This window comes from [Mycobacterium] manitobense (assembly GCF_025821665.1).
Classification (GTDB): Bacteria; Actinomycetota; Actinomycetes; order Mycobacteriales; family Mycobacteriaceae; genus Mycobacterium; species Mycobacterium arseniciresistens.
On the sequence record NZ_JACKSJ010000097.1, the window covers coordinates 15,171 to 30,380 of the forward strand.

The 15,210-nt window shown below is 69.7% G+C and carries 14 protein-coding genes; 7 read left to right on the plus strand and 7 right to left on the minus strand.

The features are described from left to right. Positions 1 to 11: 11 nt before the first annotated feature. Positions 12 to 431, minus strand: coding sequence for a succinate dehydrogenase hydrophobic membrane anchor subunit (locus H7I41_RS12705; RefSeq protein WP_264012955.1), 420 nt, complete (start codon positions 429 to 431; stop codon positions 12 to 14). Between the two features lie 65 nt (positions 432 to 496). Continuing rightward, positions 497 to 925, minus strand: coding sequence for a succinate dehydrogenase, cytochrome b556 subunit (gene sdhC / locus H7I41_RS12710; RefSeq protein WP_264012944.1), 429 nt, complete (start codon positions 923 to 925; stop codon positions 497 to 499). Between the two features lie 217 nt (positions 926 to 1,142). Here sdhC and H7I41_RS12715 point away from each other — a divergent pair, with 217 nt between their 5' ends. The 3 genes from H7I41_RS12715 to H7I41_RS12725 are packed head-to-tail and all read left to right on the plus strand — an operon-like array spanning position 1,143 to position 3,965. Then, on the plus strand, positions 1,143 to 1,550 hold the full coding sequence (locus tag H7I41_RS12715) for a cytidine deaminase (RefSeq protein ID WP_264012945.1): 408 nt from the start codon (positions 1,143 to 1,145) through the stop codon (positions 1,548 to 1,550). Beyond that, positions 1,547 to 2,845, plus strand: a complete 1,299-nt coding sequence (locus H7I41_RS12720; protein ID WP_264012946.1) for a thymidine phosphorylase — start codon at positions 1,547 to 1,549, stop codon at positions 2,843 to 2,845. Before H7I41_RS12715 ends, H7I41_RS12720 begins: the two co-directional genes overlap by 4 nt. 19 nt (positions 2,846 to 2,864) lie before the next feature. Further along, complete coding sequence (locus H7I41_RS12725) at positions 2,865 to 3,965, plus strand: adenosine deaminase (protein ID WP_264012947.1); 1,101 nt, start codon at positions 2,865 to 2,867, stop codon at positions 3,963 to 3,965. Here the strand turns inward: H7I41_RS12725 and H7I41_RS12730 are convergent. The 3 genes from H7I41_RS12730 to H7I41_RS12740 are packed head-to-tail and all read right to left on the minus strand — an operon-like array spanning position 3,962 to position 6,296. After that, positions 3,962 to 4,813, minus strand: coding sequence for an alpha/beta fold hydrolase (locus H7I41_RS12730; protein ID WP_372503735.1), 852 nt, complete (start codon positions 4,811 to 4,813; stop codon positions 3,962 to 3,964). The two genes, H7I41_RS12725 and H7I41_RS12730, sit on opposite strands and share 4 nt — an antisense overlap. A gap of 11 nt (positions 4,814 to 4,824) precedes the next feature. After that, positions 4,825 to 6,102, minus strand: coding sequence for a protein export chaperone SatS (gene satS, locus H7I41_RS12735; protein ID WP_264012948.1), 1,278 nt, complete (start codon positions 6,100 to 6,102; stop codon positions 4,825 to 4,827). A gap of 50 nt (positions 6,103 to 6,152) precedes the next feature. Then, entirely contained in the window at positions 6,153 to 6,296 is a 144-nt protein-coding gene (locus tag H7I41_RS12740) for a hypothetical protein (protein WP_264012949.1), read from the minus strand. 81 nt (positions 6,297 to 6,377) lie between these two features. Between H7I41_RS12740 and H7I41_RS12745 the strand changes: the two genes are divergently transcribed. Further along, positions 6,378 to 6,827, plus strand: coding sequence for an SRPBCC family protein (locus H7I41_RS12745; protein WP_264012950.1), 450 nt, complete (start codon positions 6,378 to 6,380; stop codon positions 6,825 to 6,827). Between the two features lie 23 nt (positions 6,828 to 6,850). Here the strand turns inward: H7I41_RS12745 and H7I41_RS12750 are convergent, their stop codons facing one another. Next, positions 6,851 to 7,699 carry a maleylpyruvate isomerase N-terminal domain-containing protein gene (locus tag H7I41_RS12750; RefSeq protein ID WP_264012951.1) on the minus strand — a complete coding sequence of 283 codons (849 nt, stop codon included), beginning with the start codon at positions 7,697 to 7,699 and terminating at the stop codon, positions 6,851 to 6,853. 159 nt (positions 7,700 to 7,858) lie between these two features. Between H7I41_RS12750 and H7I41_RS12755 the strand changes: the two genes are divergently transcribed. The 3 genes from H7I41_RS12755 (at position 7,859) to H7I41_RS12765 (ending at position 14,725) form a co-directional block, all read left to right on the plus strand. Continuing rightward, entirely contained in the window at positions 7,859 to 11,176 is a 3,318-nt protein-coding gene (locus H7I41_RS12755) for a LuxR C-terminal-related transcriptional regulator (protein WP_372503736.1), read from the plus strand. 304 nt (positions 11,177 to 11,480) lie between these two features. After that, on the plus strand, positions 11,481 to 13,148 hold the full coding sequence (locus H7I41_RS12760) for a GTPase family protein (RefSeq protein WP_264012952.1): 1,668 nt from the start codon (positions 11,481 to 11,483) through the stop codon (positions 13,146 to 13,148). Further along, the gene (locus H7I41_RS12765; RefSeq protein WP_264012953.1) at positions 13,145 to 14,725 is read left to right on the plus strand and encodes a GTPase; all 1,581 of its coding nucleotides are present in this window, start codon (positions 13,145 to 13,147) and stop codon (positions 14,723 to 14,725) included. The genes H7I41_RS12760 and H7I41_RS12765 overlap by 4 nt, the downstream gene beginning before the upstream one ends. 19 nt (positions 14,726 to 14,744) lie before the next feature. On the opposite strand, the gene H7I41_RS12770 is transcribed toward H7I41_RS12765, so the two are convergent. Continuing rightward, on the minus strand, positions 14,745 to 15,210 hold a 466-nt coding region (locus H7I41_RS12770; protein WP_264012954.1), incomplete at its 5' end, for a C40 family peptidase.

A 15,210-nucleotide genomic window follows, 5' to 3' on the forward strand; every position in this document is an offset into this window, starting at 1 on the left:
GAAGCTCCCGATCATGAGATGTTCGCGTCGAACGTCACCAGCACGTAGGTGCCGAGCACCAGCGTGAACAGGATCGACAACGCGAGCACGGTGTTCAGCCAGAACCGGGTGGAGTCCTTGCGGGCGTAGTCGGCGATGATCGTGCGCATGCCGTTGCCGCCGTGCAGTTGCGCCAGCCACAGCAGCAGCAGGTCCCAGGTCTGCCAGAACGGGGACGACCAGCGTTCGGCGACGTAGTTGAAGTCGATGCGGTACACGCCGTCCTCCCACATCAACATGATGAAGAGGTGGCCGAGCGCGAGGAAGACCAGCACGATGCCGGAGAAGCGCATGAACAGCCAGGTGTACTTCTCGAAGTTCGGCATCCCGCCGGCGCGGCGCGGTGCGCGCGGGTTGTCCAGCCCCGCGGGCCGGTCGTGGCTGCGCTGCATCACCGGGGCGATACCGCCACGGTCGCTGATGTGGTCGTAGGGGTCCTCGCCACTCTTCTGCTGACTCACAGGAATCGCTCCGCCATGTGCATGCCGATGACGCCCAGAGAGGCGATCATCACGGTGAGGAAGACGCCGGCCACCACCCACAGCATCTGGCGCTGATAGCGCGGGCCCTTGGCCCAGAAGTCGATCAGGATCACCCGGATGCCGTTGAGTGCGTGGTAGAGCACCGCGGCGACCAGGCCGATCTCCATCAGGCCGATGATCGGCGACTTGTAGGTCTCGATGATCTCGTTGTAGGCCTGCGGGCTGACGCGCACCAGCGCGGTGTCGAGCACGTGGACGAACAGGAAGAAGAAGATCGTCGCGCCCGATATGCGGTGCAGCACCCACGACCACATGCCCGGGTCGCCGCGGTACAGGGTGCGGCGTTTCGCCGGCTGTGACCGCGGCGCGGCTATGTCCGTATCGGGTGATGTCGCGGTACTCATGTGACCCTCCAACGCCATCGGTGGACGCCTGGGGCTCGGCCGTGAAATCCGGTCCCCAAACCTCGGGGCGACTCTAATCCCCTTTGTACTGACGAACGAACTAGCGTGGAGCCGTATGCCCCGATCAGAGGGGTGAAATTAGGGTGCCCTATCTGGGACTTCGGGTCACGGGACGAGGTGTTCGGAATGGATTCAGAAACGGCTCGGACGGCCCGGCATGACTGCTGAAATTGACTGGAACACGTTGCGCCGCAAGGCAATATCTGTCTCGGCGCATGCCTATGCGCCGTATTCGGGTTTCCGGGTCGGTGCGGCGGCGCTGGTCGACGATCACCGCGTGGTGGCCGGATGCAATGTGGAGAATGTCTCATATGGCCTGGGTCTCTGTGCCGAGTGCGCTGTGGTCTGCGACCTCCATTCCAGCGGGGGCGGACGGCTTGTCGCGCTGTCATGTGTGGGCCCCGACGGCGAGGTGCTGATGCCCTGTGGGCGCTGCCGTCAGGTGCTGCTCGAGCACGGCGGACCGGGTCTGCTGATCGACCACCCCCGCGGCCCGCGACCGCTGGGCGAGCTGCTGCCCGACGCGTTCGGCCCCGACGACCTGGCCCGCAGGGAAACCCCGTGACCCAGTTCACATTCGATGCGCCAACTGTCATCCGAACCAAGCGCGACGGCGGCGTGCTCTCCGACGCGGCGATCGACTGGGTGATCGACGGCTACACCCGCGGCCGGGTCGATGACGGACAGATGGCGGCCCTGCTGATGGCGATCTTCCTGCGCGGGATGACCGACGCCGAGATCGCCCGGTGGACTGCGGCCATGGTGGCCTCGGGAGAGCGGTTCGACTTCACCGGGCTGCGCCGCGACGGCAGGCCATTGGCGTTGGTGGACAAGCACTCCACCGGCGGGGTCGGCGACAAGATCACCATTCCGCTGGTGCCCGTCGTGATGGCCTGCGGCGGCGCCGTACCGCAGGCCGCAGGCCGCGGGCTCGGCCACACCGGCGGCACCCTGGACAAGCTCGAGGCGATCCCCGGCTTCACCGCCGAACTGTCCAAAGAGCAGATCCGGCAACAACTCTGCGACCTGGGCGCCGCGATCTTCGCCGCCGGCGACCTCGCGCCGGCCGACCGCAAGATCTACGCGCTGCGCGACGTGACGGGCACCACGGAGTCGCTGCCGCTGATCGCCAGTTCGGTGATGAGCAAGAAGATCGCCGAGGGTGCCCGGGCGCTCGTGCTCGACACCAAGGTGGGTTCCGGTGCGTTCCTGCCGTCCGAGGACGAGGCGCGCGCGCTGGCCCGCACGATGGTCGACCTGGGCACCGCGCACGGGCTGGCCACCCGCGCGCTGCTGACCGACATGGACGTGCCGCTCGGCCGCGCCGTGGGCAACGCCGTCGAGGTCACCGAGTCGCTCGAGGTGCTCGCCGGCGGCGGCCCCGACGACGTCGTGGAACTGACGCTCGCGCTGGCCGCCGAGATGCTCGACGCGGCGGGGCTGGACGGTGTCGACCCCGCCGAGACCCTGCGCGACGGCACCGCGATGGACCGGTTCCGCGACCTGGTCGCCGCGCAGGGCGGCGATCTGTCGGCGCCGCTGCCGCTGGGCGCGCACACCGAGACCGTCACCGCGTCCCGCGGCGGCACGATGGGCCGCATCGACGCGATGGCGGTGGGCCTGGCGGTGTGGCGCCTCGGGGCGGGCCGTTCGGCGCCGGGGGAGCAGGTGCAGTTCGGCGCAGGCGTCCACGTCCACCGAAGGCCGGGCGAGCCGGTGGCGGCGGGCGAGGCGCTGTTCACGCTCTACACCGACACCCCGGAGCGGCTCGGGCCCGCCCTGGCCGAACTCGACGGCGGCTGGGCCGTCGGCGACACCGCGCCGCCGCACCGCCCGCTGATCCTCGACCGAATCACCTGACCGGACGGAAGATGGAGCCATGACGACGACCGGACCGCTGCCGTTGACGCTCGACAACATCCGGCAGGCACCCAAGGCGCTGTTGCACGACCATCTCGACGGCGGCCTGCGGCCCGCCACCGTGCTGGACCTCGCCGGCCAGTACGGGTACGCCGACCTGCCCGCCGGCAACGTCGACGACCTGGCGAACTTCTTCCGCACCGCCGCGCACAGCGGGTCACTGGTGCGCTATCTCGAGCCGTTCGCCCACACCGTCGGGGTGATGCAGACACCGGAGGCACTGCACCGCGTCGCCTTCGAGTGCGTCGAGGACCTGGCCGCCGACAACGTGGTGTACGCCGAGATCCGGTTCGCGCCCGAACTGCACATCGACGGCGGGTTGTCGCTCGACGCCGTCGTCGACGCGGTGCTGGCCGGCTTCGCCGACGGTGAGAAGGCGGCCGCCGCGGAGGGCCGGACCATCACCGTGCGGTGTCTGGTCACCGCGATGCGCCACGCGGCCCGATCGCGTGAGATCGCCGAGCTGGCGATCCGCTTCCGCGACAGGGGAGTCGTGGGATTCGACATCGCGGGCGCCGAGGCCGGCTACCCGCCCACCCGTCACCTCGACGCGTTCGAATACATGCGGGGAAACAACGCGCGCTTCACCATTCACGCGGGGGAGGCGTTCGGATTGCCGTCGATCCACGAGGCCATCGCCTTCTGCGGCGCCGACCGGCTCGGCCACGGGGTACGGATCGTCGACGACATCACCGTGGCCGACGACGGGTCGGTGCGGCTGGGCCGGTTGGCGGCGCTGTTGCGCGACAAGCGGATTCCACTCGAACTGTGCCCCAGCTCCAACGTGCAGACCGGCGCGGTGAACAGCATCGCCGAGCACCCGTTCGACCTGCTGGCGCGGTCACGGTTCCGGGTGACCGTCAACACCGACAACCGGCTGATGAGCGACACCACGATGAGCGACGAGATGCTGCGCCTGGTCGAGGCATTCGGCTACGGCTGGAGCGATCTCCTGCGCTTCACCATCAACGCGATGAAGTCGTCGTTCATCGCGTTCGACGAGCGGCTGGCGCTCATCGACGACGTGATCAAGCCGCGCTACGCGGTCCTGGTCGGCTAGTCGAGGACGCGGCTGATCGAGGCGGCGAACTCGACGGGGTGGCTCATGAACCCGACGTGTTCACCCGGGAAGATCACCGGCTGCGAGCCGAGCAGCTCAGCCAGCGCCGTCGACGTCCGGTGTGTCACCAGGCGGGCGGACTCGGCGCCGATCCCGACAACTACCCGGGCCGCCCGCAGCGCCTCGATGTCGGGCAGGTAGCGGGTGGTGGCCTGCAGTTCGTGGGCGAAGAACCGGGTGGCCTCACGGGCCTCCTGCTCGGACGGATCGGATTCGGCGGCGGGCCCCTCGTCGGGACCGGCGGACATGTCGAAGCCGGCGTTGACCATGAACGCGTACCAGGCGGCCTGCGGGCCGTCGGAGTGGAAGGTCGCGACGATTGCGTCGGTGGCGGCCCGCTGTGCGTCGGCGTCGGGCAGCAGCTCGAGCAGCGGCGGCTCGTGCGCGATGAGCGTTCGCACCCTGCCCGGGTACCGGGCCGCCAGCGCCAAGCCGGTCACCGCACCGCCGCTGGAACCGACGACGTCCGCTGATGCGACGCCCAGGTCGTCGAGGATGGCGACGAGGTCTTCGGCCCGCAGTTCCGGTGTCGATTCCTGCCGCGGATCGGCGATCGTGCTCGCACCGAAGCCGCGCGGGTCGTAGGTGACGACGGTGTGGTCGCTCGCCAGCGCGTCGGCGACCGACGCGAACTCGGCGGAGGCCATCGGCGAGCCGACGACGAGCACGACGGGCCCGGTGCCGCGCACCTCGTAATGCAGGGTGGCGCCGGGAACGTCGAGACGATGGACAGTGGCGTTGGCGAGGGAAGTCATACCGGGTAGACCGGCGTCGTCCCTGGAAGTCATCGCCGGGGCCGCTACTCCTCGCGCAGCCGCGACTCGACGAAGCTCTCCAGCTCCTCCCACTGCGCCACGGCCTTGGCGTAGGGCGGCTTGGGGCGGTCGGCGGAGTCGGGGTCGAGCACGAAGGCGATCACCTTGCCGAGCGGCTGGCCCGGGCCGAGCTTCTCCTCGACGGTGGTGTCCTCCGCGTACTGGCTGACGTCACGCAGCAGTTCGACGGCCAGCTCGAGCTGTTCGCGGTCCAGGCTGTCGGGTCCGTCGGCGATGTCGTCGGCGATCCCGCTCAGGACGTAGACGTTCTCGTCGCTGACCGCGACCTCCAGCGAGCCGTCGGTGGCGGCGGTGCGGATGTCGTCGTAGGTGGCCAGGTCGGACAGGTCGTGGTCGTGCTCGTCGGCCAGGTAGCGGGCCAGCGACCGCTCGGAGCCGAACACGCTGATCCGGCCGTTGCGGCCGAGGAACACCGGCTCGTCGTCGAGGTAGCAGCGCAGCGTGAAGAACGTGCCCGACCGGGTCATCACCCGGACCGGGTCGATGCCGACCTTGAGCCAGAAATCGTCGTCACTGCCGAGCACCAGACCGCCGGCCTGGTCCTCGAGTGCATTGGTCTCCTCGACCTCGGCCTCGTCGTCATCGGTGTCGTCGTCGGCGGTCTCGACCGACGCCGCGGCATCCTCGTCCTCCACCTCGGGCGCGGGCTCGAGCAGCTCGGCCCCGGCCTTCTCGGCGGCCGCGGAGTCGACGTCGGGGATGGTGACGATCTCGTCGATCGCGTCGAGGACGCCGTCCCAGCTGCGCCCGACCGCCGCCTCGATCTCGCCCCACCGCTTGCGTCCGGCGCGGCCGCTGAACGCCTCGGCGCCGCCGCCGAGGGAACCCACCACCGGGTTGCCGTTGAAGAACTTGGTGACCGCGGGCATGTCGCACACCGAGCCGATCGACGACACCAGCGCCAGCGTGGCGTGCAGTGCCTTCACCGACTCCTCGGTCGGCTTGTCGGCGACGACCTCGGGCACGCCGACGATGTCGTGCGTGCGGTCATCGGCGGGTGTGAACCGGTGCGCGTTGGCCTCGGTGAGCTTCGTCCAGGCCGGGTGATCGGTCAGGTCGTTCTCGGTGTTGGTCCGCACGAAGGCGACCAGGTCGGCCACCGACTCGAAGGCATAGAGATCGTCGCCCGCACCGAGGAACGCCTCCCATTCGTCGCCGGCATCCCGCCAGCGAGGAGCCCACAGTGTGTACAGATCGCCCTTGGTCAGCCCGAGCCGAACCGGCACGATGTCAGCAGCCATGCGGCACAGCCTAACGACGTGCCCCGGCGGGTCGTGAGGCTCGTGCCGGGTTAGCGATCGAGGTCGGCGCGCAGAGCGTCGAGCAGGCGGGTCACGTCCTCCACCCGCGCGGCGCCGCAGAGTGCCTCGACGGCACCGTCGAGTGCTGCGGCCTGCGCCCGCGCCCGGGCCATCGTCGCCTCGAAGTCGTCCATGCCGTTCAGACGGCCGGTGAACCCGTCAGGTTCCGTGTCCTGCCGCCGACCCCCTCCTGATCGGACAACTAGTCTCGGCGGATGCGCGGAGCTGTGACGGTCCACATGAACGCTCCTGCGATGGAAATCTGGAGTCTGGTGGCCGATATTCGCAACACCGGGCGGTTCTCGCCGGAGGTCTTCGAGGCCGAATGGCTCGACGGCGTGAACGGGCCGGCAGTGGGTGCCCAATTCCGGGGCCACGTCAAGCGCAACGAGATCGGCCCCGTCTACTGGGCGACCTGCCGGGTGACGGCGTGCGAACCCGGTCGCGAGTTCGGCTTCGCCGTGCTGGCCGGTGACCGGGCGGTCAACAACTGGCACTACGCCTTCGCGCCGAACGGCGACGGGACCGACGTGACCGAGTCGTTCCGGACAATCGAGTCGCCGTTCCTGCGGCCGTTCGAATTCCTCGGGTTGCCGCGCAAGCGCCGCAACCTTCGCGACATGCGCACCACCCTGGAACGCATCAAGGTCGTCATCGAGAGCTGACCGCCATCGGCTGGGTGAGGCCGTCACGGATTGAAGAACAGACTCCGGAACCGCAGTGCGAGCCACGGACGGCGGCCCGCCGCTGAAATCCCACCGCGGAGCAGCGCGACGCGGAGCGGCATCCGTCCGTAGACGACAAGCAGATAGGTCACCGGGTCCGCAGAAATCACACAGTCCACCCGCCCACCGGCGGCACGCACCTCCGCCGTACCGTCGGCGACCCTAATGGCGTAGCGGGGGCCGCCGCGAAGCCGGATCTCGTACGTCAGCGGCGCACGGCGGGCCGCCTCGGGCCGCACGACCAGGGGCGACATCTCGGGGCACACCGTGCCCACGATCAGCCTGGCGTGCTCGGCGGAGATCGGCCACGGCCGGCCCATCCCGGTCGCCATGTCGTATCCGTGCACTGTCAGTTCGCCCAGCGCGAGGGCGGTGAGACAGTCCGGGTTTCGGGTCCGGCCCGGGCCGTACCAAGGTGTCTGGCATTCCAGCTGTGGATCGGCCGCCTCCAGCAGCTCCAACAACCGGTGAGCATTATCTGTGATCGACTGCGCCAGTCGAGAGGCGTCGACGCGGTCGACCATGGCTATGGTGGCGCGGTTGACGGCCGCCAGCCGGGTGGGGAAGTCCGCATCCAGATGTTGCTCCGGGGTCAGCGCAAGCATCTCTCCGGCGATCGCCGCGCTGAACCCGGCGAGCACGACGGACACATGGGCCGCGGTCTCGGCGACCGTCCAGTCGGTTCCCGCCGCGGGGCACCTGATGTCGTCGGTCTCTCGTAACACCGCGGTGAAACGCTCGGCCGCTGCGCTTATCGCCGCTCGGGCGGCTGCCCGATCCAGTGCCACTACTGGCTCGGCGTGGATGGTCATGCTGCTCTCCTCAGGTCGGTGTGAGTCGACTATCGGACGTCGACCGTGCGAGAGCGTCGGTCAGAACACGTAGATGCCGGGGCTCGGTGGTCGCAGATCCGCGGTGCGCAGCGGGCGAACTACGCGTTTCCGCTGATGTTCGCAGCGCTCGGCCGCCTCATGCTGGCTAGCATGAGCGGAATCGAGCGACGGGCGGACACGCCTCTGAACTGGAGCGACCTGGGCGTGAGCGAGCTTCCGACCGGAACAGTGACCTTGTTGCTGGCCGACGTGGAGGGCTCGACACGGCTCTGGCAGACCCAACCCGATGAGATGACGGCCGCTGTTGCGCGGCTCGACCGCGTGGTGTGCGAAGTCATCGCCGCTCATCGCGGTGTGCGGCCGGTCGAACAGGGCGAGGGCGACAGCTTCGTGGTCGCGTTCGCGCGGGCCAGCGATGCGGTGGCGTGCGCCGTGGATTTGCAGCGAGCGCCGCTGGCCCCGATCAGGCTGCGCATCGGCCTGCACACCGGGGAGGTGCTGTTGCGCGACGAGGGCAACTACATCGGTACGACGATCAACCGGACCGCACGGCTGCGCGATCTGGCCCACGGCGGGCAGACCGTGCTGTCGGGCATCACCGAAGATCTGGTGCATGATCGGCTGCCGGCCGATGCCTGGCTGACCGACCTCGGGTCGCATCAGCTGCGTGATCTGCCCCGCCTCGAACGTGTGGTGCAGCTGTGCCATCCCGATCTCCGAAACGATTTCCCGCCGTTGCGAGCTCCGGGAACCGTTGTGGCGCAGCATCTGCCGGTGCAGTTCACGAGTTTCGTGGGCCGTGAAGCCGCGATCAGCGAAGTGCGGCACATCCTGGCCGAACACCGGCTCGTGACGCTCACCGGAGCAGGCGGTGTCGGCAAAACGCGGCTGGCGGTACAGGTGGCAGCCGGAGCCGCTGGTGGATTCGACGGCGGGGTGTGGTTGATCGATCTGGCACCGATCGCCGACCCTGACCTGGTGCCGGTCGCGGTCACCCGCGCGTTTGGCCTGCCCGACCAGCAAGGCAGCTCCACGATGGATGTGCTGCTGCGATTCGTGGGAAACCGCCGGATTCTGCTGGTGCTGGACAACTGTGAGCACTTGCTGAACGCGTGCGCGGCGTTGGTGGCCGGCGTCCAGGGCCATTGCGCTGCAGCGACGATCATGGCGACCAGTCGTGAGCCGCTCGGGGTGGCCGGCGAGGTGAGTTGGCGGGTGCCGTCGCTCTCGCTGGCTGACGAGGCAATCGAGTTGTTCGCCGACCGTGCGCAACGGGTCCGCCCCGATTTCCGGCTCACCGACGACGTCGCCGGCATAGCGGTCGAGATCTGCCGCCGCCTCGACGGCGTGCCGCTCGCGATCGAGCTGGCCGCGGCGCGAGTGCGCGTCATGTCGCTGATCGAGATCCGAGACAGCCTGCATGACCGCTTCCGGCTGCTGACCGGGGGCGCACGCACCGCGGTGCGCCGCCAGCAGACCCTGCGCGCCTCGGTGGATTGGTCGCATGCGCTGTTGACTGAGCCCGAACGGGTGGCGTTCGCTCGGCTGGCAGTGTTTGTGGGCGGGTTCGACCTCGACGCCGCGGAGATGGTCGCCGGTGGCGCGACCGTGGAACGCTTTCAGATCCTCGACCTTCTCACGCTGCTCGTCGACAAGTCCCTGGTGGTGGCCGAAAGCACGAGTGGCCGAACGCGATTCCGGCTGTTGGAGACGGTTCGGCAGTACGCGCTCGAGAAACTCGGCGAGTCCGGCCAGGCCCACACTGTTCGGACCCGTCACCGCGACTACTACACCGCCATGGCGGCCGGGCTCGACACCCCGGCCGGCACCGGCCATGAGCGGCGTCTCGAGCAGGTCGACACCGAGATCGACAACCTGCGGGCTGCGTTTGCGTGGAGCTGCGAGAACGCCGATCTGGAACTCGCGTCGCGGCTGGCGTCGTCACTGCAGCCACTGTGGCTTGCACGGGGCCGCATCCGGGAAGGGTTGACCTGGTTCGACGCCGCCCTCAGCGACCGAAACGGAGATCCTGAATCGGTGGCGCCGGCGGTACGCGCGCGAGCCCTCGCCGACAAGGCTTCGCTCAACGCGCACATGGGTGCCACCGACAGCATGGAGGATGTCCTGCGGGGCCTCGCGATCGCGAAGGAAGTCGACGACCCGGTCTTGTTGCTCCGGGTCCTGAGTGCCTGCGCCGGCATCGCGGTCTATGACCGCGAGATTGCCGAGCCGTACTTCGCCGAGGCGATCGCTCTGGCTCGCGCGACGGGTGACGGCTGGCGGCTCAGTCAGATTCTGGGCTGGCAGGCGTTCGGCCTGACCATGGAGGGTGATCCGGTCGCGATACGCGCGGCCGCCGAAGAAGGACGCGATGTCGCCGCCGCCATCGGTGACACGTTCTCCTCGCATGCGTGCCGTTGGTGTCTCGCTGTGGCGCAGGGGATGACCGGTGACGTCGCCGGCGCCGTCGCACAGTTGGGCGAGGTGGTCACCGACGCCGAGACGGCCGACGACGTGTACTGGCAATGCTGTGCCCTTTTCATGCAGGCACTCATGCTCGCCTGGCATGGGGACCTGGTTGCGGCACGGGAGTCCGCCTCCGCGTCCGTCGAGGTCGCGGCGGGGCTCGGCGGGTATTTCCCGGGTCTGGCGTACGTCGGCGTCACTGCCGCGATGCTCGCCGCGGGCGACGTCCCCGCGGCGGACGATGCGATCGCGGCGGGCCTGCCCCATCTGAGCCTTCAACCCAAACTGGCTGCCATCTGGATTGCCTACGCGGCACAGGCACCTTTTGCGCGAGGGGACCTGACCGCGGCCCGGCGTTTGGCCGATGACGCGGTCGCGGCGACGAGCGGCTTTCACCTGTCGCTGGCGCTGACCACACGCGCGGGCGTTGCAATCGTGCAGGGCGACCCCGAGCAGGCCGGCCGCGACGCCCACGATGCGCTTGCGACCGCCGCTGGTTGTGGGGCGTTCGGCGTGGTTCCTGACACTCTCGAGTGCCTTGCGGCACTCGCCGTCGGCGCAGGCAGTCACCGCGAGGCGGCGCGGCTGTTCGGCGCCGCAGACGGTATCCGGCAACGTGGGGGCCTCGTCCGCTTCAAGATCTTCGACGTCTTCTTCGAGCTGTCGTCGGCGGTGCTTCGCGACGAACTGGATGAGCAGGACCTTGAATCGGCATGGGCCGAGGGCGCCGCGCTGTCGACCGAAGAAGCGGTCGCCTACGCCCGGCGCCGTCGTGGCGAACGCAAACGCCCCAGCAGCGGCTGGGCCTCGCTAACCCCCACCGAGCGCGATGTCGTACGACTGGTCAGCGAAGGGCTCGCCAACAACGACATCGCGAGAAGGCTCTTCATCTCGCCCCGCACCGTGCAAACACACCTCACCCACGTCTACGCCAAACTCGGACTCGCCTCACGCGTACAACTCGCGCAGGAAGCCGCCCGGCACGGCTGACCGATGTCGGCATCTGGATCACCGCCTTCCCAGGGTCTCGACGCACAGGTGCGATCCGCTGCATCCCCCGCACACGCAGTCGGCCGCCAGAAACCCCGAAAACCCCGACCCGCGTTCGTCGTTCGGATCGCCGACAGCGGCACCGGGTCGCCCGCCCCAGCGGGCGGGTCAACAGGGTGCAATTCGACCGACCTTCGGATGCCGGCTCCTCCCGATGCGTGGGCCAGGCGATGACATGGCGGCGGCGCACCCTATTGGCGCGAACCGACCCGCCTTCGCGACGTATCTAGGGCAGGCTGAAGCGATGACGGGAGCCGTCGACCTCATCGACGCGGTGGCTGCTCTGGGCGCAGTGCTGGGGCGGACGACGTTTCCGCTGCCGGCGCCGTCGGCATGGCCGGCGGAAACCGACCGCCGGGAGCTGGCCGGGCAGCTGGTCGACTACCTGATCCCCCGGCTGCGCACCATCGACGCCCCGCTGTTGGCGGTGGTCGGCGGCTCCACGGGCGCCGGGAAGTCGACGCTGATCAACTCGCTGGTCGGCGACGACGTGAGCCAGGCCGGTGTGCTGCGGCCAACCACCCGAGGCCCAGTGATCGTGTGTCACCCGTCAGACCTGGCCTGGTTCACCGATGACCGGATCCTGCCGCAATTGCCGCGCTCGTCCGGGCCGGACGGCCTGCGCCTCGCGCCGCACCCGGGAATCGGCCCCGGCCTCGCGCTGCTCGACGCCCCTGACATCGACAGCGTCGTCAGCACCAACCGCGAGCTCGCGGCCACGCTGCTGGCTGCCGCCGATCTGTGGATCTTCCTGACGACCGCCGCCCGATACGCCGACGCGGTGCCGTGGCAGATGCTTCACACTGCCCGCGACCGTGGCACCGCAATCGCCATCGTGCTCAACCGTTGCCCGCAGGAGGCGATCAGGGATGTGGCCGCACACCTGTCGGACATGCTGGCAGCAAACGGTTTGGGCGACGCGCCGCTGTTCGTGATCGCCGAGCAGGGCTTACGCGCCGGGAGGTTGCGTGACAAGGCGACCGCACCCATCGGCTCGTGGCTGGCCAGTTTGACGGCCGACTCGGAGCAGCGGGCGGCGGTGGTGCGCTACACGCTCGACGGTGCGCTGCGCAGCCTGCCGCCACGGACGTACGCGCTGGCCGATGCGGCCGACGGACAGTTGGCGGTGCGCACGCAGCTGGAGTCGTGCGTGTCGTCGGCATACAGCAGCGCGCTCGCGAGGGTGGACGAGGCGGTTCGCGACGGCGCGCTGCTGCGCGGCGAGGTGCTGGCTCGCTGGCAGGACGTGGTCGGCACGGGCGAGTTCCTACGCAAGTTGGAGTCGCGGGTGGGGCGGGTCCGCGACCGGGTGGTGGCGGCGGTCACCGGGCGGTCCACTCCGATCGAGGAGCTCGGCGAGGCGTTGGAGACCGGCATCGCGACCGTGATTCGGGCCGCAGTCGAGGAGGCTGCTGAGTTGTCCTACGGCTGCTGGGCGCGGCACCAGGCCGGTGCACCGCTACTGACCGACGAACTGGCCCGGCCGGCCCCCGGGCTCGGTGAGGCCGTCGAACGGCTGGTCCGCGACTGGCAGGAATACGTGCTCGAGCTGGTCCGTACCGAAGGCGCGTCGAAGCGGTCGGGGGCGCGATTGGCGTCCTATGGCGTCAACGGTGCCGGTTTGGTCGTCATGCTCGCGGTTTTCAGCCAGACGGCAGGACTGACCGGCGCCGAGATCGCGGTGGCCGGAGGCACCACAGTGGCCAGCCAGAAGGTGCTCGAGGCGATCTTCGGTGAGCAGGCCGTCCGCGGGCTGGCCCGACAGGCCCGTGACGAACTACTGGCTCGAGTCGACGGTCTCCTGCGCCAAGACGCCGCCCGATATGGCGACGTGCTGGGTGCCGCGTCGGCACTGGTGTCGGGTGATGAACTGCGAGCGGCCGCCGATCGCGTCGCGAGGGTGCTGCAGTGACGCTCGTCGATCGGCTGGCGGCGCTGTCGTCGGTGGTGGCCCTCGGAACCGGCCGGCTGCCCGACGACGTCCTGACGGATCTGCGCGACCTGGACCAGCGGGCGGGCAGCCGGCTGCGGTTGTCGGGTGAGTACACCGTCATCGCGCTGGCCGGAGCGACCGGGAGCGGAAAGTCCTCGTTGTTCAACGTCGTCGCCGGGGCCTCGCTCGCCGAGGTCGGTGTCCGGCGGCCGACCACTTCCGCCACCCAGGCTGTGGTCTTCGGCCCCGACGGCGCCACGGAACTGCTGGACTGGCTGGAGATCCGGTCCCGGCAGCACGGCGACGCGTCAGCTGCTCCGGAGCTCTCTGGGTTGGTGCTGCTCGACCTGCCCGACCATGACTCCACCGAAGTGTCGCATCGGGCCGAAGTGGATCGGCTGGTCCGCCTCGTCGACGCCTTCATCTGGGTACTGGACCCGCAGAAGTACGCCGACGCAGTTCTGCACGACGATTACCTGCGCCCGCTGGCCGCACACCGTGACGTGATGGTGGTGGCCCTCAACCAGTCGGACCGGTTGCCCAGTCCCGACGTGGCTGCTTGTGTGCGAGACCTCGACCGCCTGCTGGCCGAGGACGGGCTGGGCGGCGTGCCGGTGCTCGCGACGTCAGCGGTGACACCGGATGGGGCCGCGCCGTTGCGAGAATTTCTCGTCGCGACCGTGGCGAACCACAAGGCGCGAACGGCGCGGGTGAGCGCGGATCTGGACACGACGGCAGCACGGCTCGCGCCGCTGGTGCCGCCGCCCCGATCGGTGCCGGCCCTGCGGGACGCGGAGCGACGGCTGCAGAACACCCTCGCCGGGGCCGCAGGGGTTCCCGCCGTCGTCGGTGCCGTCGGCCGCGCCTATGAGCGGCGGGGTCTCGCGGCGGTTGGCTGGCCGCCGCTGCGGTGGGTACACCACCTGCGGCCAGATCCGTTGCGCCGATTGGGAATAGGTCAGTCCAGCATGGGGGACGAAGTCCTTCGCCGGACTTCGTTGCCCTCGGCTTCCGCGGCATCGCGGGCGGGAGTGGACAGCGCGGTCCGCTCGCTTGCCGACACCGCGTCGAGCGGGCTACCGGCGCCATGGCCGCGAATGCTGCTCGAAGCGGCGAAGTCACGAGCCGGGGCGGTGCCCGATGCACTGGACCGGGCGGTCGGCGGTGCCGACCTCGGGACGAATCGGCCACCGCGGTGGTGGCGTCTGGTCGGGGCGGTCCAGTGGGCGCTACTCGCTGCCGCAGTCGCGGGCGGCGTGTGGCTCGGGCTGCTCGCAGTGCTGGCGTACCTGCAGATCGGTCTCGACGCGCCCTCACTCGGGCCGTTCGCATGGCCGACGGTGCTGCTCGTCGGAGGACTCGCGTCGGGATTGGCGCTCCGAGTACTGATCAGACCTTTCGTGGCCGTTGGGGCGGCCCGTCGCAGGCGGCGCGCGACCGCCGAATTGGGCCGGCGGGTCGAGGCGGTGGGCGAGGAGTTCGTCCTCTCTCCGCTGCGGGCAGAGCTGTCTCTGTTCGGCGAGCTGGCCGCGGCGGTGCACCGGCTCAACCGTTGACGGCTTCATCTGCCGCGGCTCACGCAGTCGGCCGCCAGAAGCCTTGAAAACCCTGACCCGCGTTGGTGGTTCGGATCGCCGACAGCTGCACCGGGTCGCCCGCCTCGATCATCGTGCCGTCGCCGACCACCATCGCCACATGGCCGTCCCAGACCGCCAGGTCTCCGGGCAGCAGTGAACCGGCGTCGACGGCCGCGCCGATGTCCTGCTCCTGGGCCAACCGCGGGATGTCCAGCCCCGCCTGCCCGTACGCCCACTGGGTGAGGCCGCTGCAGTCCAGGCCGACCCCCGGCGTCGTCCCGCCCCAGTCGTAGGGCACGCCGAGCTGGGTCAGCGCGTGGCGCACCGCGTCCCCGGCCACCTTGTTCGGCGCCATCGCGGTACTGCCGTCGGGCAACCGCACCGCCGCTCCGTCGCCGAACGACCGGGCGTCCGGCGTCGGCGTGGGGGCAGGGCGGCGCGCCGACGCCAGCGCCGCCACACCC